Annotated in this window: 14 protein-coding genes; 2 read left to right on the forward strand and 12 right to left on the reverse strand. The window is 61.7% G+C overall.

Annotation, left to right across the window (positions count from 1 at the left end; genetic code table 11):
• The 3 genes from EJ075_RS01990 to EJ075_RS02000 form a co-directional block, all read right to left on the reverse strand.
• Positions 1-1,122 carry an ABC transporter permease subunit gene (locus EJ075_RS01990; RefSeq protein WP_095486241.1) on the reverse strand — a complete coding sequence of 374 codons (1,122 nt, stop codon included), beginning with the start codon at positions 1,120-1,122 and terminating at the stop codon, positions 1-3.
• A complete protein-coding gene (locus tag EJ075_RS01995; protein ID WP_095486240.1) occupies positions 1,115-2,038 on the reverse strand; it encodes an ABC transporter permease subunit in 924 nt (307 codons plus the stop codon). The genes EJ075_RS01990 and EJ075_RS01995 overlap by 8 nt, the downstream gene beginning before the upstream one ends.
• Positions 2,039-2,206: 168 nt before the next feature.
• On the reverse strand, positions 2,207-3,799 hold the full coding sequence (locus EJ075_RS02000; RefSeq protein ID WP_095486239.1) for a peptide ABC transporter substrate-binding protein: 1,593 nt from the start codon (positions 3,797-3,799) through the stop codon (positions 2,207-2,209).
• Between the two features lie 384 nt (positions 3,800-4,183).
• On the opposite strand from EJ075_RS02000, the gene EJ075_RS02005 reads away from it, so the two are divergent.
• Positions 4,184-4,663 (forward strand): TadE/TadG family type IV pilus assembly protein, encoded by a 480-nt coding sequence (locus EJ075_RS02005; protein WP_095486238.1) that lies wholly within the window; start codon positions 4,184-4,186, stop codon positions 4,661-4,663.
• Between the two features lie 45 nt (positions 4,664-4,708).
• Positions 4,709-6,448, forward strand: coding sequence for a pilus assembly protein TadG-related protein (locus EJ075_RS02010; protein ID WP_126103154.1), 1,740 nt, complete (start codon positions 4,709-4,711; stop codon positions 6,446-6,448).
• Positions 6,449-6,464: 16 nt separating this feature from the next.
• On the opposite strand, the gene EJ075_RS02015 is transcribed toward EJ075_RS02010, so the two are convergent.
• The 9 genes from EJ075_RS02015 to EJ075_RS02060 all read right to left on the reverse strand — a co-directional run bounded on the left by EJ075_RS02015 (position 6,465) and on the right by EJ075_RS02060 (position 21,365).
• Positions 6,465-8,093 (reverse strand): alpha-glucosidase family protein, encoded by a 1,629-nt coding sequence (locus tag EJ075_RS02015; RefSeq protein WP_126107208.1) that lies wholly within the window; start codon positions 8,091-8,093, stop codon positions 6,465-6,467.
• Positions 8,093-10,117: a glycogen debranching protein GlgX gene (gene glgX / locus EJ075_RS02020; protein ID WP_126103155.1), complete on the reverse strand. Its 2,025-nt coding sequence runs from the start codon at positions 10,115-10,117 to the stop codon at positions 8,093-8,095. The genes EJ075_RS02015 and glgX overlap by 1 nt, the downstream gene beginning before the upstream one ends.
• A gap of 11 nt (positions 10,118-10,128) precedes the next feature.
• On the reverse strand, positions 10,129-11,757 hold the full coding sequence (locus EJ075_RS02025; protein ID WP_126103156.1) for an alpha-D-glucose phosphate-specific phosphoglucomutase: 1,629 nt from the start codon (positions 11,755-11,757) through the stop codon (positions 10,129-10,131).
• A gap of 3 nt (positions 11,758-11,760) precedes the next feature.
• Positions 11,761-13,206 carry a glycogen synthase GlgA gene (gene glgA / locus EJ075_RS02030; RefSeq protein ID WP_126103157.1) on the reverse strand — a complete coding sequence of 482 codons (1,446 nt, stop codon included), beginning with the start codon at positions 13,204-13,206 and terminating at the stop codon, positions 11,761-11,763.
• A gap of 3 nt (positions 13,207-13,209) precedes the next feature.
• On the reverse strand, positions 13,210-14,475 hold the full coding sequence (gene glgC / locus EJ075_RS02035) for a glucose-1-phosphate adenylyltransferase (RefSeq protein ID WP_126103158.1): 1,266 nt from the start codon (positions 14,473-14,475) through the stop codon (positions 13,210-13,212).
• A 35-nt stretch (positions 14,476-14,510) separates the two neighbouring features.
• Positions 14,511-16,724, reverse strand: a complete 2,214-nt coding sequence (gene glgB, locus EJ075_RS02040; protein WP_095486094.1) for a 1,4-alpha-glucan branching protein GlgB — start codon at positions 16,722-16,724, stop codon at positions 14,511-14,513.
• A 53-nt stretch (positions 16,725-16,777) separates the two neighbouring features.
• Positions 16,778-19,240 (reverse strand): glycogen/starch/alpha-glucan phosphorylase, encoded by a 2,463-nt coding sequence (locus EJ075_RS02045; protein ID WP_126103159.1) that lies wholly within the window; start codon positions 19,238-19,240, stop codon positions 16,778-16,780.
• Positions 19,241-19,515: 275 nt separating this feature from the next.
• Positions 19,516-20,298 (reverse strand): ATP-binding cassette domain-containing protein, encoded by a 783-nt coding sequence (locus EJ075_RS02055; protein WP_023802796.1) that lies wholly within the window; start codon positions 20,296-20,298, stop codon positions 19,516-19,518.
• Between the two features lie 2 nt (positions 20,299-20,300).
• Positions 20,301-21,365, reverse strand: coding sequence for an ABC transporter permease (locus tag EJ075_RS02060; RefSeq protein WP_095486216.1), 1,065 nt, complete (start codon positions 21,363-21,365; stop codon positions 20,301-20,303).
• Between the last annotated feature and the right edge of the window lie 48 nt (positions 21,366-21,413).

Consider the following 21,413-nt stretch of genomic DNA (forward strand, 5'->3'; position numbering starts at 1 on the left):
TCAACGATCCCTAGGGTCGAGCGCATCGCGCAGGCCGTCGCCAACGAAGTTCAGCGCGAACAGCGTCGAGACGAGAAAGAAGGCAGGGAACAAGAGCAGCCAGTTGGCGGTGCCGATGTTCTTGGCGCCGGTCGAGATCAGTACGCCCCAGCTGGTCATCGGTTCCTGCACGCCAAGCCCGAGGAAGGACAGGAAACTCTCCAGGATGATGACATGCGGCACCAGCAGCGTCATGTAGATGACCACTGGGCCAAGCAGGTTGGGAATGACGTGGCGGATCAGGATGCCGCGCTGGCCGATGCCCATCGCCTCCGCCGCCTGGACATATTCCTGCCGCCGGATCGACAGCGCCTGACCGCGCACGATGCGCGCCATGTCGAGCCAGAGCACGGCGCCGACCGCAAGGAACATCAGCACGAAGTTCCGGCCGAAGAAGACCACCAGCATGATGACGAAGAAGATGAACGGCAGCGAATAAAGCACATCGACGATGCGCATCATCACCTCGTCGACCTTGCCGCCGGCAAGGCCGGCAGTAGCGCCATAGAGCACGCCGATGACGCCGGCGACGACCCCGGCGAGCAGGCCGATGGCCAGCGAGATGCGCCCGGCCATCAGCGTCCGCGACAGGAGATCGCGGCCGGTATTGTCGGTGCCGAACAGGAAATACTGCTGCCTGATCGAAGCGCTCATCACCGCTTCAAGGCCGTCAGGCGATTTGCTCTCGATCTTCGTGTTGTCGAAGGCATCGGAACGGTCGAGGTAGCGGACATTGCGGTCGTCGATCGGCTTGGAAGATGTGACGGTGACGAAGATGCGATTGTCTTCCTGCCGCCACTCCTTGATGTCGACACGCATACGCTTGATCGCCTCATTGAGCGCCGTTTCGATCTTGTCGGCCTTCGGATAGGCCGAGAAGCTCGGCGGCGTGCGCACATAGTCGGCGTAGATGGTGGTGTATCGATGCGGCACCAAAGAGGGCCCGAACACGCTGAGGAGCGCGATGAAGGCAAGATAATACAGGCTGAACATGGCGGCGCGATTGGCCTTGAGGCGCGCCCAGGCATCGGCCCACAGGGAGCGGCCGACGACGGCCGGAACGGTGGCTGCGATGTCAGTCATAGCGCACTCTCGGATCGACGAAGGCGTACATGATGTCGACGATCAGGTTGAAGACGATGGTGAACAGAGCGATGACCACCACGGTGCCCATGACCAGCGTGTAGTCGCGGTTGAGCGCAGCCTCGACGAAATAGCGGCCGATGCCGGGAACGGCGAAAATCGTCTCGACGATGATCGAGCCGGTGAGCAATGCCGCCGCCGCCGGGCCGGTGAAGGAGACGATCGGCAGAATGGCGCCGCGCAGCGCATGCTTGACGACCACCGACCAGTCCGACAGACCGAGCGCGCGTGCGGTGCGGATGTGGTGCGAGCGCAACGATTCGATCATCGAGCCGCGCATCAGGCGGGCGACGATGGCGATCTGCGGCAAAGCGAGGGTCAGCACAGGCCCGACCTTGTTGAGGAGAGCGCCATCCCCCCAGCCGCCGATCGGCAGCAGCTTCCAGGTCAGACCGAACAAAAGCTGGATCACTGGTGCGATGACGAAGGTCGGGATAGTGCTGCCAGCGGCAGCCAGCGCAATCACCGAATAGTCGGCAAGCTTGTTCTGATTGAGCGCGGCAATGGTGCCGAGGAGACTGCCGAGCAGCAGCGCCAGGATCAGGGCCGAGGCGCCGATCTGAATCGAAATGGGCAGCCCCTTGGCAAACAATTCGGTGACGGTGAAATCCGGCATGTTGTAGCTCGGCCCGAAATTGCCGCGCAGCAGATTGCCGAGATAGTGGACATATTGCAGCCAGAGCGGATCGTTCAGGCCAAACTGCGCTTCAAGATTGGCCTTGATCTCCGGACTCAGGCCCCGCTCCTGATTGAATGGCCCGCCCGGCGCGACGCGTATCAGGAAGAACGCCATCGTCACGATGACGAACAGCGTCGGAATGGCGGTCAGGAGCCGCCGAAATACGTAACGCAGCATCGGTTCCCCGCTTTGCTAGCAAACCGGAACCGCCGCCCTAACTCAAGACCCCGAACCGAACCGAAGGTTCGGAAGGGGCCATGCGCAAAATCAAAGCGTTACAGCGTCCTTTGCGCGTTCCGAAGGACGCGCGGCGCTGCAAAAGAGCGGCAGTTCGGCCAAGGAAAATCAGTCCTTGGAGATGAAGCGCGACGGATGCACGTCCATGACGTTGTCCTCGAAGCCATGAAGCTTCGGAGAAACGATATCGTGATAACTATAGTAGAGAAGCGGGATGTTGCCGACCTCATCGACGAGGATGCGCTCGGCCTTGGCGAGTTCCTTCATGCGCTCTTCGGGCTTGCCGCCGGCGGCTGCCGCCTTGTCCATGGCCTCCTCGTATTTCGGGCTATTGTAGACCGAATAGTTGTTGCCACTGGCCTTGCGGGTGATGCCGAGGAAGGTTTCCGGATCCTTGTAGTCCGCAATCCAGGCGGCACGCGCGACGTCATAGTCGCCCTTCTGCTCCAGGAAGGAGTAGTGGGTCTTGGTGTCGGTGTTGAGCAACGTGATTTCGATGCCGAGCGGCTTCAACTGTTCCTGGATGGCGACCGCGGTGTTCTTGTGGTTTTCCGAAGTGTTGTAGCGGATTTCCATCTTCAGCGGATTCTCGGGCGTGTAGCCAAGCTTCTCAAGCACCTTCTTGGCTTCGTCCTCGCGGTCGATTTGCGACATCTCAGCATACTTGGCCATTGCCGGCGTGTAACCCTCGATGCCCGGAGGCACCATCGAATAACCGGGCAGCATCGAGTTCTGCCAGACCTTTTCGGCAATGAAGTCGCGGTCGATTGCCATGGAGATGGCGTTGCGCAGCTCGACATTATCCCATGGGGCCTTGTCGGTCTTGATCGCATAATAGTAGGTGCCGAGATACGGCCCGACGCGGATTTGATCGCCAAACTTGGCCTTGAGATCGGCGAGCTGTTCGGTCGGGAGATCGTCGTAGCTGTCGAGTTCGCCGGCCTCGAAGCGCTTCATCGCCGACGAGCGGTCTTCGGTCGGGATAACATTGACGGTATCGATCTTGACGGTCGCAGCATCCCAGAATTTCGGATTCTTGACCAGTTTGATGTGGTCGTTGGGAACCCACTCCGCCAGCGTAAAGGCGCCGTTGGAGACCAGGTTGCCCGGCTTGATCCAATCTGCGCCAAGCTTTTCGATGGAAGCCTTGTTGACCGGATAGGCCGCCTGGTGGGTCAGCATTTCGAGGAAGTAGGGCGTGGGCGCCTTCAGCGTCACTTCCAGGGTACTTGCGTCAATTGCCTTGACGCCCATCTCCTCGGGCTTGGCCTTCTTGGTGTTCACCTCCTCGGCGTTCTTCACGGGATAGAGCATCGAGGCATATTCGGCGCCGGTGGCCGGGTCTTCCAGCCGCTGGAAAGAGTAGACGAAGTCATCTGCCGTCACCGGGCTGCCGTCCGACCAGACGCCGTCCTTGCGCAGCTTGAAGGTATAGACGGTGCCGTCGTCCGATACCGTCCAGCTCTCGGCGGCGCCCGGAATGACATTCGCCTTTTGATCTTGCATGACCAGTCCCTGGAACAGGTCACGCAAAACATTGGCTTCGTAGACTGTCGAGGTCTTGTGCGGGTCGACCGACTCCACTTCGGCGGCGCTGCCTCTGTTATAGACGACCTCGGCGAAAGCCGGCGCGTAGAACGTGCCCGCGGCCAACGTCATGGTTGTGGCGAATACCGTCGCCTTCAGCATATTTTTCAGCATGAAGTTCTCCCTGTCGAGACGGCCCTACAGCTACGCCTCTTGAGTGTTGACGCCCCGAAACCGATTAGATGGCCCCTTTGAGCGCGCCGCCGGTTCCCTTTCCGGCAGCTGGTGGCCAGACAGTAACGTGGAGAATTTTTATTTCAACAGGCTCTAGGGGTCACCCAAAGTAAGGCGCGCCGAGAGCTACCTCGTGGCCGATAGAACAGTAATTGAAACCATAGGCTTGGCTGCGTTTTCTCACTTCGAGATTTTCGTTTCCGGCAAGAAACCTGTCGTCGATTCCACTTTGTCGAAATGTCTTAAGCCGCCTTTAAGCAACCATGGGTTACATTGCACGATGGGCTTCGATAGATCTCACACATCTCCCAACGGGCAAAGGGTATGAACAGCACAGAAAGTAAGGCAGCCGCCACAAAGTGCCAAAAAACACTCCACTTAAGAATAATCTGGCGTCTATGTAGAGAAAATTCCGGCACCTCTGCAATCGAGTTTGCACTGCTTTCGCCCATTTTCATCCTGCTTTTGCTCGGCATGGTTGCATATGGTATCTATTTTGGTGCAAGCAACTCCGTGCAGCAGATCGCGGCGGATGCCGCACGCACGGCAATTGCCGGGCTGAACGAAACCGAGCGCCAGGCGCTGGTGACCAGCTTCGTCAACAACAACGCCAGTGGATATCCCTTTGTCGATTCCGACAAGCTGACCTATCAGGCTAAAGACAGCACGGCCGACGGAAAACAGTTCGTGGTCTCCATCCAATACGATGCCAGCAACCTGCCCGTCTGGAATCTATTCCCGGCGCTGCCCATGCCGGGAAGCACGATCTCACGCAAGTCGACAATACGGGTCGGGGGCATCTGAATGTCGGAACCTTTACTGGGGAGGATCGGCCGGGTTGCTCGCTCAATGCTTGGCGACCCGAAGGCGAACTTCACCGTCATGACGGCGCTGTGCGCACCGTTCGCGCTGGCGCTGGCTGCCTTCGCCATCGATGAAGGTTCGATCTATGTGGAGCGCCGGGAGGCGCAGTCACTGGTCGATCTTGCCGCGATCACGGCGGCTTCCAACATCAACAACATAGAGGCCGCGGTGGTGACCACGCTCGGCGATAACGGAATGCCGGGTATTGTTGTTCAGAAGGCAGGACAGACAATCGTTCCTACTCTCGGAAAAACCGTGGTGTCGGTCACCGCCGGCCGATATTCACCAGAGTCGTCGCTCGGCGTTGACAAGCGCTTCGAGGCCGGCAAGACGCCCTACAACGCCGTCCATGTCGCGCTGCAAAAGATACCCGCCCGCTATTTCGCGAGTTCGCTTATCGCGACTCCGGTGATCGGCACCCAAGCCGTTGCCAGCATAGCGCCGCAGGCGATGTTTTCGGTCGGGTCCAGGCTTCTCAGCGTCAATGGCGGCATCCTGAACTCGCTTCTCAGCGGCCTCCTGGGCGGCAACATTTCGCTAAGCGTCATGGACTACAACGCTCTGATCACCGCCGACGTCAACCTGCTTTCGTTCTTTGACGCACTTGCCGTTCAGTTGCAGCTGACAGGTGTCAGCTATTCGGAGGTGCTGGCTTCGAAAGCTACGGTGGGCCAGATAGCGACGGCCATGGCTGATGTTTCACCCGTTGGCAGCACCAGCAAGCTTGCTTTGCAGACAATCGCCTCAAGGACCACCAGCACGGTCAAGATACCGCTCAATCATCTTGTCGACCTTGGATCAATTGGCCAACTGGGCCTCGGGCAAAAGTCGGCCGGTTTCTCGGTCGACGCTAGCGCCATGGGCATACTGACTACCGCCGCCGCACTGGCCAACGGCTCGAAGCAGGTCGAGCTCAATCTCGGAGCCACGATTCCGGGGCTTGTCTCCACCACGCTTGCCGTTGCCATCGGCGAACCTGCGCAATTCTCGCCATGGCTGACAATTGGCGAGAAGGGCGCCGTGGTGCGAACGGCGCAGACACGGATCAAGCTGGTGGCGTCGGTCGGCGGCAGCAATGCGACTCTCGGTGGCGGCATCAGCCTCCTGGCCGTCAAACTGCCGCTGCATGTCGAGGTGGCCTCTGCCGAAGCCAAGCTGACCGACATCAGCTGCCCGACGGGGCATCCCGACAGTTTGAAGGTTTCCATTGCCGCACGGCCGAGCCTAGCATCGCTGCACCTTGGCGCCAGCGATGCCGACAACAGCCCGTCCGCCTTCGCCGATTTCAGCAACCCACAGTCGTTTCAAAATGCCGAAATCGCGCAGGTCAGCGTGAAGCTTCTGTTTCTCACCCTAAATCTGATCGGCGTGAATGGCTCTGCGGCCTTCGAGATCACCAACACCGAGCCGACGGCATTGACCTTCAACAGCACCGAAATCGCAAACAAGACGATAAAGACCGCTTCCACGAAAAACCTGACGCAATCTCTTACCACGTCGCTGGTCAACAATTTGTCGCTTTCGGTCAGTGCGCTGGGCCTCGGGCTTGATGTAACCGCGCTGCTTGGAACGGTGAAGCCAGCAGTTGTGGCGCTGCTGAACGGTGTGACTGCACCTGTCGACGAATTGGTTTATAACGTGCTTGCGGCACTGGGCGTGCGTGTCGGCGAGGCCGATGTCCGGGTCTTGGGCGCGACTTGCGGGCGCTCCGTGCTCGTTCAATGACGGCCAGGTAGGAAGGTCAGCCGGCTCGCCCGAGGAAGCAGCCCAGCGGCGGCAGCGACAGAATTTTGCTCTGCAAGGCGGCCCCAGTGCCGCCAAGATCGATTGTCTCTGCAACATCTACATCCGGCGCCAACGGCCAGTTGGCCGGCTCGTCTGCGAAATTGAAGACGCAGAGCAGCTTCTCGCCGCCGCCTTCACGAATGAAGGCAAGGACATCACCCTCTGCATCGAGAAACCGGATCGAGCCCTGTACCAGGGCCACATGCTGCTTGCGCAAGGCGAGCATCGCCCGGTAGCTGGCTAGAACCGACTTCTCCTCGCCGTTTTGGACATCAACCGCGCGGGCGCGATGGCTATCCGGCACCGGAAGCCACGGCCTGCCGGTGGAAAAACCGGCATTCTCGGCGCCTTTCTCCCAGACCATCGGCGTGCGGCATCCATCCCTGCCCTTGAACCCGGGCCAGAAGCGGATGCCGTAGGGGTCGCGCAGATCCTCGAACGCCAGTTTCGCCTCCTCCAACCCAAGCTCCTCACCCTGATAGAGGCAGATCGATCCACGCAGGCATGACAGCAGCGCGATCGAGAATTTTGCCACCGCCTCCAGATCGCCGCCGGGCTTTGTCCAGCGCGTCACGTGGCGAACGACGTCGTGGTTGGAAAACGCCCAGCAGACCCAGCCGTCGGACACTGCGCGCTCGAAGGCCTCGACGCAGCCACGTACGTGTGCTGCCGAGAATTGCGGACCGAGCAGGTCGAAAGTGTAGCACATGTCGAGCTTGTCGCCGCCGGCGGTGTAGGCGGCGAGCGTCTGCAACGAACGGTCCTCGTCGCCGACCTCACCGACGGCGGCGCGGCCGTGATATTCGTCGAGCAGCGCCCGAAAACGCCTGAGGAAAGCGAGGTTTTCAGGCTGCGTCTTGTCAAACAGATGCTCCTGATAGAGATAGGGATTGGCTTCGGTATTGATGCCGGCGACGCTCGATGCCAGTGGCGGATTGCTGCGCAGCCAGCGGTCATGGACGTAGTAGTTGACCGTATCCAGCCGGAAACCGTCGACGCCGCGCTTCAGCCAGAACCGTACCGTCTCCAGCAAGGCGTCCTGAACCTCCGGATTGTGGAAATTCAGGTCCGGCTGCGAGGCGAGGAAATTGTGCATGTAATATTGCCTGCGGGTCGCATCCCACTCCCAGGCGGGGCCGCCGAAGACAGACAGCCAGTTGTTGGGCGCGGTGCCGTCAGGCCTCGGATCGGCCCAGACATACCAGTCGGCCTTGGGGTTATCGCGGCTTGAGCGGCTTTCGACGAACCATTCATTCCGATCGGACGAATGCGACAGGACCTGGTCGATGATGACTTTCAGGCCGAGACGGTGCGCCTCGGCGACCACGGCGTCGAATTCCTCCGATGTGCCGAACATCGGATCGACGGCTGTATAGTCGGACACGTCGTAGCCCATATCGGCCATCGGGGATTTGAAGAAGGGCGACAGCCAGATAACGTCGACGCCAAGCGATGCAACGTGAGCCAGCCTTGAGGCAATGCCACGCAGATCGCCGCCGCCGTCCCCCGTCGTGTCCTGGAAGGAGCGCGGATAGATCTGATAGATGACGCAGCCGCGCCACCACTCGGCATTGTCATCAGCCATCATGGGTTCTCCTCGATGCGGGCCGGCCCGACCTTCTCGATCATGAAAACGACCGTTCGCCCAGGCACCGGCCGCGAGATGTCGAAAGCGCCAGCCGATGTTTCCATGGCCGGGCCCCAGAAAAATCCCTCGCGCTCCGGTAGCGTGAACATACAGGCCCGACGATCGCCATTGACGACGACCGCAAGACGGCAGCCCCCGTCGCCAGTGCCGCCGAGCACCATGGCCAGGCGATGCCGCTCAGGGTTCTGCCAGCTTCTCTCATCGACTGGCGCCCCGGTCTCGGTCAGCCAGGCAACATCCGGTACTTCCGACGCGGGCCGCAGCTCTCCGGTCAGGAAGCGCGTGTCGGAAAGTGCCGGCGCGGCGCGACGCATCGCGGCAAGTCCAGAGGCATAATGCTCCAGCGTCTGGTCACGGCCGGCCCAGTCGAGCCAGGTGATTTCGTTGTCCTGCGCATAGGCGTTGTTGTTGCCCTTTTGCGTGCGGCCGAATTCGTCACCGGCGGTCAGCATGATCGTTCCACGCGAAGCAAACAGCGTCGCCAGCAGCGCGCATTGATCAGCGAGGCGAGCCTTCGCAATCGCGAGGTCGCCGGTTTCGCCCTCGACGCCATTATTCCATGACAGGTTCTCGTTGTGGCCATCTCTGTTCTGCTCGCCATTGGCCTCGTTATGCTTGTGCTCGTAGGCAACGATATCGGCCAGCGTCATGCCGTCATGCGCGGCGATGAAGTTGACGCTGTGGCTCGTGCGCTCTCCCGCTTTGGCAAAGACATCGGACGAGCCGGCGAGCCGCGTCGCCAGCGCGCCGACCATGCCGCGATCGCCACGCCAGAAGCGGCGGATATCGTCGCGATATCTGTCGTTCCACTCGAGGAAAGGCGGCGGAAAGTTGCCGAGCTGATAGCCGTCCGGCCCGATATCCCAAGGCTCGGCGATCAGCACCCTGTCGCCAAGAACCGGGTCGTTCCGAACAGCTCTCAGCAACGGCGCATCGGTGTCGAAAACGCCCTCGACCCGCCCTAGAATGGGCGCCAGATCGAAACGGAAACCGTCGACGCCGGCATGGCGGACAAAATGACGAAGTGTGTCGAGGACCATTTCCTGGACGACCGGATGATCGCAAGCGACCGTATTGCCGGTGCCGGTGTCGTTGACCAGGCTGCCGTCCGGCCAATGCCGGTAGTAGGCGCGGCTGTCGAGGCCCCGCAGCGACAGCGTCGGTCCAAACCTGTCGCTTTCGCCGGTGTGGTTGAAGACCAAGTCGAGGATAAGACCGATGCCGGCCTCACGCAGTGCGGCGACCGTCTGCCGCAATTCCGCGAGACCGCCGGGCGCGAGGCGCGGATCGAGCGCCATGAAGGTCACGGGATTGTAGCCCCAGGCGTTGCGGAGCCCGAGTGGCGGCAGATGTCGTTCGTCGATCGACGCCGTCACCGGCATCAATTCGACTGCGCGGACCCCGAGTTTTTTCAAGTGCTCGACGACGGCCGGATGGGCAAGGGCGGCAATCGTGCCGCGCTGCTGCTTCGGGATGTCCGGATGCAACATGGTGAAGGCTCGCACCGGCACCTCGTAGACCAGTCCACCGGGCTGGAACAGCGGCGGCAGAGCAGCCAGCGGCTCTGCCAAGGCGCCGGCAATCGCCTTCGACAGCAGCGGGGCGGTGTCGGTCCCCTCGCCCCGGCGAGCGGTGAGCCGGTCGTCATAGACATACGGCCTGTCGATCTCGACGGCATAGGGGTCGACCAGCAGCTTGTCGGGATCAAACCAGAGCCCTCGCTCGGGCGCATAGTCGCCATCGGCGCGAAAGCCGTATCGGGTGCCGGCAGCGAGGCCGGCAACGAAAAGCGCGTGAACGCCCTCGCCTTCCGACCGGAGTTCGAGCCGGTCGATCTCGCGGTTTCCCCGTTCGTCAAAGATCGAGACCCAGAGCCGGCTGGCCGCAGACGACCATGCGGCAAAACGAATGCCGCCTTGCCCGACAAGTCCGCCAAATCGCGGCCGATAACCGGCCGGCATTCCAGATGGCATCAGGTGATGACGCTCGGCTTGACGCGGCCGGTATGGCCGCGAATCCCGGCGATATCATCGGCTGCCGCAATCAGATCGGCAAGCGCCTCCTGGGTGTCAAGATCGTGCCTAGACTTGTCGGGCTCGTAGCGCTCGATATAGACGCGCAGCGTCGCCCCCGAGGTGCCGGTGCCGGAGAGACGGAAGACGACGCGCGATCCGCCTTCGAACAGCACCCTGATCCCCTGGTTCTTGGCTATCGAGCCATCGACCGGATCGTGGTAGGCGAAATCGTCGGCGCTGGCGATCTTCATGCCGCGCACGCTGGTGCCGGGCAACGAAGCGAGCTTGGCGCGCAATTCGTCGACCAGCGCGTCGGCGCGGTCGGTCTCGACCTCTTCATAGTCATGGCGCGAATAGTAGTTGCGGCCATAGGTCGCCCAGTGCTCGGTGACGATCTGCTTGGCGCTTTCGCCGCGGGCAGCAAGGATATTGAGCCACAAAAGCACGGCCCACAGCCCGTCCTTTTCGCGGACATGGTTGGAGCCGGTTCCGGCACTTTCCTCGCCGCAGATCGTCGCCATGCCGGCGTCGAGAAGGTTGCCGAAGAATTTCCAACCGGTCGGCGTTTCGTAGATGCCGATGCCGAGCTTTTCAGCGACGCGGTCGGCCGCACCGCTGGTCGGCATCGAGCGGGCGATGCCTTTCAGGCCGGCCTTATACCCCGGCGCCAGATGGGCGTTGGCGGCGAGCATGGCCACGGAATCCGACGGGGTGACGAAAATACCCTTGCCGATGATCAGGTTGCGGTCGCCGTCGCCGTCGGAAGCGGCGCCGAAATCCGGCGCATCCGGTCCCATCATCTCGTCATAGAGGTGTTTGGCGTGAACCAGATTGGGATCGGGATGGTGGCCGCCAAAATCCGGCAGGGGAATGAAGTTACGGGCAGTGCCGTTCGGCGCGCCGAGACGGTTTTCCAGGATCTCCTTGGCGTAGGGACCCGTCACGGCATGCATGGCGTCGAAGCGCATGCGGAAACCCGATTTGAACAACGCGCGCAAGGCATCGAAATCGAACAGGCTTTCCATCAACTCGGCATAGTCGGCGACCGGGTCGATCACCTCGACCGTCATGCCGCCCGCCTCGACGGTACCGATTGTGTCGATGTCGACGGTTTCGATGTCGGCGATCTTGAAGCTGGAGATCACCTTGGTCTTGGCGAAGATCGCGTCGGTCAGCTTTTCCGGCGCCGGGCCGCCATTGCCGGCATTGTATTTGATGCCGAAATCCTCATGCGGGCCGCCCGGATTGTGGCTGGCCGACAAGATGATGCCGCCGAAAGTCTTGTATTTGCGGATGACGTTGGAAGCTGCCGGCGTCGACAGGATACCGCCCTGCCCGACCATCACCTTGCCGAAGCCGTTTGCCGCCGCCATGGCGATGGCCTTCTGGATGACCTCGCGGTTGTAGAAGCGGCCGTCGCCGCCGATCACCAGGGTCTTGCCCTTGAATCCATCCAGCGCATCGAAGATCGACTGGATGAAGTTCTCTGCATAGTGCCCCTGCTGGAACACCGGCACCTTCTTGCGCAGCCCGGAGGTGCCGGGCTTCTGGTCGAGATAGGGTTTGGTGGGGACGGTTTGTGTCATGCTTCAGGCAACCCTTTTCGAAAGCAGCAAGCGATAGAGCTCAACATATTTTTCCGCGCTTTTGTCCCACGACACGTCGGCCTTCATGCCTTGCCGCTGCATCGACGTCCAGACCGTGGGGTTGGCGTGCGCTTCGACCAGCCGGCGGATGGCGTGCAGCAAGGCGCCGGCATCGGCGGGCGCGAACTGGAAGCCGGTCGCGACGCCTGCCGAAACGGACGCTTCATTGGCATCGATGATCGTGTCAGCGAGGCCGCCGGTGCGGGCGACGACCGGCACGCAGCCATAGCGCAGGCCATAAAGCTGCGTCAGTCCGCAAGGCTCGAAGCGCGACGGGATGACGATGGCGTCACAGCCGCCCTGCATGGTGTGGGAAAGGCCCTCGTCGTAACCGATGACGACGCCGATGCGACCGCGGTGGCGGGCGGCGGCGGCCAGCAGCGCACCTTCGAGGCCGGCGTCGCCGGATCCGAGGATCGCCAGGCGCGCACCCCTCGCAATGATCCCGTCAACGACCGCCGCCAATATATCCATGCCCTTCTGCCAAGTGAGCCGGCTGATGACACAGACGATCGGACTGTCGTCGCGGTTGAGGTCGAAACGATCCTCGACGGCGGTCCGGTTGGGGTGCCGCGCCTTCAAAGTCTTGGCCGTGTAATTGGATACCAGATGCTTGTCGGTGGCCGGATCCCATATCTCGGTATCGATGCCGTTAACGATCCCGTAGAGATCGACAGACCGCATGTTGACGAGGCCATCGAGGCCCATGCCGAATTCCGGCGAGCGGATTTCCTGGGCATAGGTCGGGCTGACCGTGGTGATGGCCCAGGCGGCCTGGAGGCCGGCCTTGAGGAAGCCGACGCCGCCATAATATTCGACGCCGTCGAGCGCCATGGCCGACGCCGGCAAGCCAAGCTCGCCAAAGATGCCGGCGCCGAACCGGCCCTGGAAAGCGAGGTTGTGGACGGTGATCATCGACGGCGTTCCGACCGCCTTGCCGTAGCGCATATAGGCCAGCGTCATCGCCGATTGCCAGTCATGGGCGTGGACGATGTCCGGCTGGTAGCCCGAGATGGCGCCGCCGGCGATGTCGCCGCCAACCTGGCTCAGGGCCGCGAAACGCCGCCAATTATCCGGCCAGTCGGCGCCGGTGGCATTGCCATAGGGACCGCCGGGACGATCGAACAGATGCGGCGCGTCGAGCACGAAAAGATCGAGCCCTGAAATCTCCACAGCATGGACCGAAGCTTTGCCGCCCTGCAGCTGCGAGTATTGGTGAACGGCCTTTTTCTTCTTGAAGGCATCCATGATCTGGGGATAGCCGGGAACGAGCGTGCGCATCGTCACGCCGTTGCCGGCGAGCGCGATGGGCAACGCGCCGGTCACGTCGGCAAGCCCGCCAGTCTTGATCAGAGGGTATATTTCGGGCGTGACCGACAGAACCTGCATCCACTACAACCCCAGTTTGTCGATCATGACCTGCGTGACGAGGCAGATGCCCTTTTCGGAAACGCGGAAGCGCTTGGCGTCGAGAACCGGATCCTCGCCGACCACGAGCCCCTCCGGTATCCTTACGCCATGATCGATCACCACGCGCTTCAACCTTGCGTTCCGGCCGACATGGCAGTCGGGCAGCATGACGACGTCCTCGAGCGTCGAATAGGAATTGATGCGCGCGCCGGTGAAGATCAGGCTTCGCTTCAGTGACGCGCCTGAGACGATGCAATCGCCCGAGACGAGCGACGACACGGCCGAGCCGCGACGGCCATCCTCGTCATGCACGAACTTTGCCGGCGGTTTCAGCTCGGCATAGGTCCAGATCGGCCAGTCGCGATCGTAGAGGTCGAGCTCCGGCGTGATGTCGGTCAGGTCGATATTGGCTTCCCAATAGGCGTCGACCGTGCCGACATCGCGCCAGTAGGCTTCGTTCTCGGCGGTGGAGCGCACGCAGGATTTGGCGAAGCGATGGGCGATCGCCTTCCCATGCTCGACGACATAGGGGATGATGTCCTTGCCGAAGTCTCGGCTTGAGCCCGGTTCGGCCGCGTCGCGGCGCAGTTGCTCCATCAGGAACTTGGTCTTGAACACATAGATGCCCATCGAGGCCAGGGCGAAGTCCGGCTTGTCGGGAATCCCGGGCGGATCGGCGGGCTTCTCGATGAAGGAGATGATGGTGTCCTTGGCATCGACATGCATGACACCAAAGCCCGTCGCCTCAATGCGCGGCACTTCGAGGCAGCCGACGGTGACATCGGCACCGGCTTCGACGTGCTGGCGAAGCATCAGCTCGTAGTCCATCTTGTAGATGTGATCGCCGGCCAGGATGACCATGTATTCGGGCCCGTAGGCCTCGATGATGTCGATGTTCTGGTACACGGCATCGGCCGTGCCCTCATACCATTGCGTTTCCGACACGCGTTGGCTGGCCGGCAGAATGTCGAAGCTCTCGTTGCGCTCGGGCCGCAGGAAGTTCCAGCCGCGCTGCAGGTGGCGGATCAGCGAATGCGCCTTGTATTGCGTGGCGACGCCGAGGCGGCGAATGCCGGAATTGAGCGCGTTGGAGAGCGCAAAATCGATGATGCGCGTCTTGCCGCCGAAATAGACCGCCGGCTTGGCGCGTCGGTCGGTCAACTCCCTGAGGCGGCTGCCGCGGCCGCCGGCCAGCACATAAGCCATGGCATCGCGCGCCAGCGGCTGGGTTCGTTTTATCTCTGCCATTTTATCCTCCCAAGTTACGCGCTGCGAGACATCGCTCATTCCGAAGCAAATTCGAGCATGATCGTTGACAGCGGCGGTAACAGCATCGTCGCCGAGATGCTTCCTCCTTCCGCCCGAGCCTCGACGGCGCCGCCATTGCCCTTGCCGGAACCGCCATAGTCGGCGGCGTCCGTATTGATGATCTCGCGCCATTTTCCGGCCGTCGGCAACGGCACGCGATAATTGTCGCGTGGCACGGGCGTGAAATTGGAGATGACGGCGACCGGATTTCCGCCCGGCGCGCTACGCAGCCAGGCAAAGACGGAGTTCGCGCTGTCGTCGACGATCAGCCAGGAAAAGCCCTCCGGCTCGCAGTCGCGCGCATGCAGCGCCGGGCGCGAACGGTAAAGATAGTTGAGATCGCGCACCGTTTGCCGGACGCCGCGGTGGAGCCGGAAATCGAGCAAGTTCCAGTCGAGCGCGCGCGCCTCGCTCCACTCGCGGCGCTGGGCGAATTCCTGTCCCATGAACAACAGCTTCTTGCCGGGGTAGCCCCACATGAAGGCGTAGTAGGCGCGCAGCGTTGCGAATTTCTGCCAGTCGTCGCCGGCCATCTTGCCGAGCAGCGTGCCCTTGCCGTGCACGACCTCGTCATGGGAGAGCGGCAGCACGAAATTCTCTGAGAAGGCGTAGACCAGGCCGAAGGTGATATCGTTGTGGTGATGCTTGCGAAAAATCGGCTCCTTGGAAAAATACTCCAGCGTGTCGTGCATGAAGCCCATGTTCCACTTGAAGCCGAAACCCAGTCCGCCCTCATGCACCGGCTGCGAGACCTTTGGCCATGAGGTCGATTCCTCGGCAATCGTCATCACTCCCGGATGATGGCCATAGACCTCCTTGTTCATCCTCTGGAGGAAGCTGACCGCCTCGAGGTTCTCGCGCCCGCCCTTTTCGTTGGGAATCCATTCGCCGGCCTTGCGTGAATAATCGAGGTAGAGCATCGAGGCGACGGCATCGACCCGCAAACCGTCGACGTGGTATTTCTCGGCCCAAAACAGCGCATTGTTGACGAGGAACGAGACGACCTCGCGCCGGCCGAAATTGTAGATCGCCGTGTTCCAGTCGGGATGGAAGCCCTTGCGCGGGTCGGCATGCTCATAGAGCGCGGTGCCGTCGAAATTGGCCAGGCCATGCGCGTCCACCGGGAAATGTGCCGGCACCCAGTCGAGGATGACGCCGACGCCGGCGCGGTGGGCGCCGTCGACGAAGCGGGCAAAACCGTCCGGATCGCCGAAGCGGGCCGACGGCGCGTAGAGGCCTGTCGTCTGGTAGCCCCAGGACGGGTCATAGGGATGTTCGGAGATCGGCATGAATTCGATATGGGTGAAACCCGTGTCGACGACGTAGGGGATCAGCCTTTCGGCGAGTTCGTCCCACGACAGGAAGCTGCCGTCGTCGTGAAGCTGCCAGGAGCCGGCATGGACCTCATAGATCGACACCGCCTCGCGCCTGGGGTCGGTGTTGCGCCAGAAATTGCGGTGCGCCTCGTCACCCCATTGATGCGCCGGCGGAAGCGCCGTCACCGAAGCGGTGGCCGGGCGCAGTTCGGATTTGAAGGCGAACGGATCGGCCTTCAGCGGCAGCCTCACGCCATCGGGTCCGATGATCTCGTATTTGTAGGGCCGGCCGGCGCCGATGTCGGGAATGAACAACTCCCAGATGCCGGTGTCGCGGCGGACGCGCATCGTATGCCTGCGGCCGTCCCATTCGTTGAAGTCGCCGACCACCGACACACGCCTGGCATTGGGCGCCCAGACGGCGAAATGCACGCCGGACGCACCCTCGTGGTCGATGAGATGCGCGCCGAGCTTGTCGAACAGCCTGAGATGCGAACCCTCGGCGATATAATAGTCGTCCAGCGGACCAAGCACCGGACCGAATGAATAGGGATCGGTCAGCCACCAGTCGCCACCGGCATTGCGCGCATGATAGCGCAGGGGCTGTCGCTTTTTGAGCGACAGCCTGCCCTCGAAGAAGCCGCCTTCGTCGCGCCTGGAGAGTTCGCCCGCTTTCTTGCCGGTCAGCGTATAGGCAGTGACGAGCTCGGCATGAGGGACGAAGCAGCGGGCGACAAAGCCCTTGTCAACCTCGTGCACACCGAGGACAGCGAAAGGATCACCATGCGTGCCGGCGACAATCGCCGCGACATCACCGGCTGACGCCAGTCCATCCGGCCCGCTTGTCGCAGCGGTCGCGCGCGGCTTCCTCATCAGGCAGTGACCCTCCCCGGGGACCACGTTGTTCGTGGCCTCATGCAATCATATCAGACGGGCACGTTCCAGATTTCTTTCGCATATTGGCGGATCGTGCGGTCGGATGAGAACCAGCCGACGCGGGCGACATTGCGGATTGCCTTGGCGTGCCAATCCGGGCTGTTGCGCCAGACGGCGTCGACGTCGCGCTGGGTGGCGGCGTAGGCATCGAAATCCGCTGCGACCATGAACCAGTCGCTCTGATAGAGGCCGTTCATCAGGTCGCGATAGCGTTCCGGATCGTCAGGCGAAAAGACGCCCGACGAAACGGCAGCCACCGCCTGCGCCAGTTCGGGAGAGGCTTCGATCACGGATCGCGGATCGTAGCCGTTGCTGCGCCGCTCGGCGACCTGCTCAGTGGTCAGGCCGAAAATGAAGATGTTGTCGTCGCCGACGCATTCCTTGATCTCGACATTGGCGCCGTCCAGCGTGCCGATGGTCAGCGCACCGTTCAGCGCGAATTTCATGTTGCCGGTGCCGGAGGCTTCCATCCCGGCGGTCGATATCTGCTCCGAAAGGTCGGCGGCCGGCATCATGATCTCGGCCAGGCTGACATTGTAATTCGGCACGAACACCACTTTCAGCAAGCCGCGAACGGCCGGGTCGCGATTGATGACCTTGGCGACGTCGTTGGCGAGTTTGATGATCAGCTTGGCGTTGTGATAGCTGGGCGCCGCCTTGCCGCCGAAGAACTTGACGCGGGGCATCCAGTCGCGCTCCGGATGGGAGCGGATCTGGTCGTAGAGCGCGACCGCTTCGAGGATGTTCAGGAGCTGGCGCTTGTATTCGTGGATGCGCTTGATCTGGATGTCGAACAGCGCCGAGGGATCGACCTTGATGCCGAGGCGGTCGGCGACGAGATTGGCCAGCCTGACCTTGTTCGCCCGCTTGACGGCCGCGAACTTGTCACGGAAGGCGGCGTCGTCGGCAAAGGCATCGAGCTCCTTGATCGCGTCGATGTCGTCGAGGAAGCGGTCGCCGATCGCCTCGCGGGTAAGCGCGGTAAGACCGGGATTGCATTGGATCAGCCACCGCCGCGGCGTGATGCCGTTGGTCTTGTTGTTGATGCGGTCGGGGTAGAGCTTGTGAAGGTCGGCAAACACCGTTTCCTTCATCAGCTCGGTGTGAAGGGCAGAGACGCCGTTGATCGAGTGCGAGCCGACAAAGGCCAGATTGCCCATGCGCACCCGGCGGTCGCCGTTTTCCTGGATCAGCGAGATGCGACCGATCTGCTCGTCCGAGAACTGATCGGAGGCGCGCGCCTCCAACAGCACTTCAGCGTTGATGGCGTAGACGATCTGCATATGGCGCGGCAAAAGCCGCTCGAACAGCGGCACCGGCCAGCTTTCGAGCGCTTCGGGAAGCAGCGTGTGGTTGGTATAGCCGAAGGTGCGCTTGGTGATGCTCCAGGCCTGGTCGAAATCCATGCCGTGGACATCCATCAGCAGGCGCATCAGCTCGGGCACCGCGATGGCCGGATGAGTGTCGTTCAGATGGATCGCCGCCTTGTCGGGCAGCGACTGCAGGTCGCCATACTGGCTGAGATGACGCTGGATGATGTCCTGCAACGATGCGGTCGAAAAGAAATACTCCTGTCTTAGCCGCAGCTCCTGACCAGCCTTGTGGGAATCGGCGGGGTAAAGGACGCGCGACAAAGCATCGGCCTTGTTGCTTTCGGCGAGCGCACCGATGTGGTCGCCGGCGTTGAACTTGTCGAGCAGGATCGGATCGATCGGCATGCCGGACCAGAGCCGCAGCGTGTTGACGCGGTTGGCCCGCCAACCGACCACCGGCGTATCGTAGGCAACCGCCAGAACATGTTCGATCGGCTTCCAGACGTGGCGCTCAAGCCTGCCGTCCTTGGAGGTGATCGATTCCACCGCGCCGCCGAAACCGACCTCGAAGGAGCGTTCGCGCCGCTCGAACTCCCAGGGGTTGCCGTGATCGAGCCAGGTCTCGGGCAGTTCGACCTGCCAGCCATCGTGGATTTCCTGACGAAACATGCCGTTGGCATAGCGAATGCCATAGCCATGCGCGGGGATGTCGACGGTTGCCATGCTTTCCATGAAGCAGGCGGCGAGCCGACCGAGACCGCCATTGCCAAGCGCTGCATCCGGCTCGAGGGCCGCGATGAGATCGAGGTCGACGCCGAGAGACCGCAGCGCTTCGCGCATATTGTCCATCAGGCCGAGGTTGGAGAAGGCGTCGCGCATCAGGCGGCCAATGAGGAATTCCAGCGACAAATAGTAGACGCGCTTTTCCTGCTGGGCGTAGGCCTCTTGCGTCGCCTGCATCCAGTGATCGACGATGCGGTCACGCACGACTTTGATCGAGGCGGTGAGCCAGTCGTATTGCGTGGCGACTGCGGTGCCCTTGCCGACCCTGTATTTGAGGGCCTTCAGGACTTCGTCAGCGAGCGTCTTGGGATCTGGGGTTTCGAGAATGGGAGCTTTGGATGCCATCGCGTGCGTCATGTCGCCTCTCGTGCGGTTGCCATGATCATACTGGCTTTCACCATTCCTCCCAGCCCATGCTAGCGCATATTTTGTTATACATTCAATCGAGTTAGATTGCCGCGGGGCAGCTTACCCTGCGGCAGTTTAGCAACTTAAAGCGCGTCGCGTTTGGGCGGCTTCCGCGATGCGTGCATGTCGTTATCCCAAAACCGCTACGCACTTTTGGGCGACATGCTTTCTCGTTTATGCATGTCGTTATCCCAAAACCGCTACGCACTTTTGGGCGACATGCATCAGGCCGCCAGCGCCGCCTCCGGCGGAAGCTTCGCTCCGGTCATGAAGGCGACGGCGTCGGACATCGTATATTGCTTGGGATCGATGACACAGAGGCGACGGCCAAGCCGATGGATGTGAATGCGGTCGGCCACCTCGAAGACATGTGGCATGTTGTGCGAGATCAGCACGATCGGTAGGCCGCGCTTCTTCACGTCGAGGATCAGTTCGAGCACGCGGCGGCTCTCCTTGACGCCCAACGCCGCCGTCGGCTCATCCATGATGACCATCTTCGAGCCGAAGGCGGCGGCGCGCGCCACCGCCACGCCCTGGCGTTGGCCACCCGAGAGCGTTTCCACGGCCTGGCTGATGTTCTGGATGGTCATCAGGCCAAGTTCGGTGAGCTTGTCGCGGGCGCGCTTTTCCATTGCCGGCCGGTCGAGCATGCGCAGCCAGTCGCCCAGAAAACCCGGTTTGCGGATCTCGCGACCGAGGAACATGTTGTCGGCGATCGACAGCGCCGGCGATAGCGCCAGGTTCTGGTATACGGTTTCGATGCCGGCCTCGCGGGCCTCGATGGGCGACTTGAAGAGCACCTGCTTGCCGTCCAACTCGATGATCCCCTCGTCCGGAACCACGGCGCCCGAGATCGCCTTGATCAGCGTCGACTTGCCTGCGCCATTGTCGCCGATCACGGCCAGGATTTCTCCCGGATAGAGATCGAAGTCGCAGCTATTCAGTGCGGTGACGCGGCCATAGCGCTTGACGAGGCCGCGCGCGGTGAGGATGGGCTCCTGGGTCATGGTTACACCGAAACCTTTCTGATCCACTGGTCGATTGCCACGGCGCCGATAATCAGCACACCGGTAAGCAGCACTTTCCATTGCGGATCGGCGCCCAGCATGTTGAGGCCCATCGAAACGACGCCGACGATCATCGCGCCGAACAGCGTGCCCAGGATCGAGCCGCGCCCGCCGAAGAGGGAAATGCCGCCGATCACCGTCGCGGTGATCGCCTGCAGATTGTAGTCGGTGACGGCGGCGGACGGCGAGATCGAGCCGTTGCGGCCGATGGAGACCCAGGCAGCGAAAGCGGCGATCAGCCCGGCAAGGGTGTAAACCGAGATCAGCACCTTCTTGGTCTGGATGCCCGACAGTTTTGCCGCCTCCGGATCATCGCCGACGGCGTAGACATGGCGGCCCCATGCCGTGTGATTAAGCACGTACCACAGGATCAGCACCAGCACGACCATGGCAATGACGCCGATTGTCAGCACCGCTGTGCCGATCTTGAAGTTCAGGCCAAACAGATGGAGCAGCGGCGCCTGGACGTCGACGTCGGCGTCGCGGATCGTCTCATTGGCCGAATAGATGAAGTTCGTGGCCATGACGATGTTCCAGGTGCCGAGCGTGACGATGAAGGGCGGCAGCTTCATGTAGGCGACCAGCAGCCCATTGAGCAGCCCGCAGGCCCCGCCGGCGGCAAGCCCGATCACCACCGCAAGCAAGGTCGGCAGACCATAGGTGACCGCGCAATTGCCCATGATCACGGCCGAAATCACCATGATCACGCCGATTGACAGGTCGATGCCGGCTGTAAGGATGACCAGCGTCTGCGCGGCTCCGAGAATACCGACGATGGCAATCTGCTGCAGGATCAGCGTCAGCGTGTAGGACGAAAAGAACCGCCCTCCGATGGTGACGCCGAAGACAGCGATCGACAGAACCAGCACGATCAGCGGCACCGCAGCCGGAGTGGAATGCAAAAAATGCTGGATGCGCTTGACGATCGACGTGCCGTGCTCGTCAAAAGCAGCAACGCTTGTCTCGCTGTTCGAGAGAGCCTTTTCGAATTCCTGAACCTGAGCCATGTTTCCTCCCATGGGGCCTCAGCCACGCCGACGCCCGTCCAACCATTC

This window comes from Mesorhizobium sp. M6A.T.Cr.TU.016.01.1.1, assembly GCF_003952585.1.
In the GTDB taxonomy this organism is placed as follows: Bacteria; Pseudomonadota; Alphaproteobacteria; order Rhizobiales; family Rhizobiaceae; genus Mesorhizobium; species Mesorhizobium mediterraneum.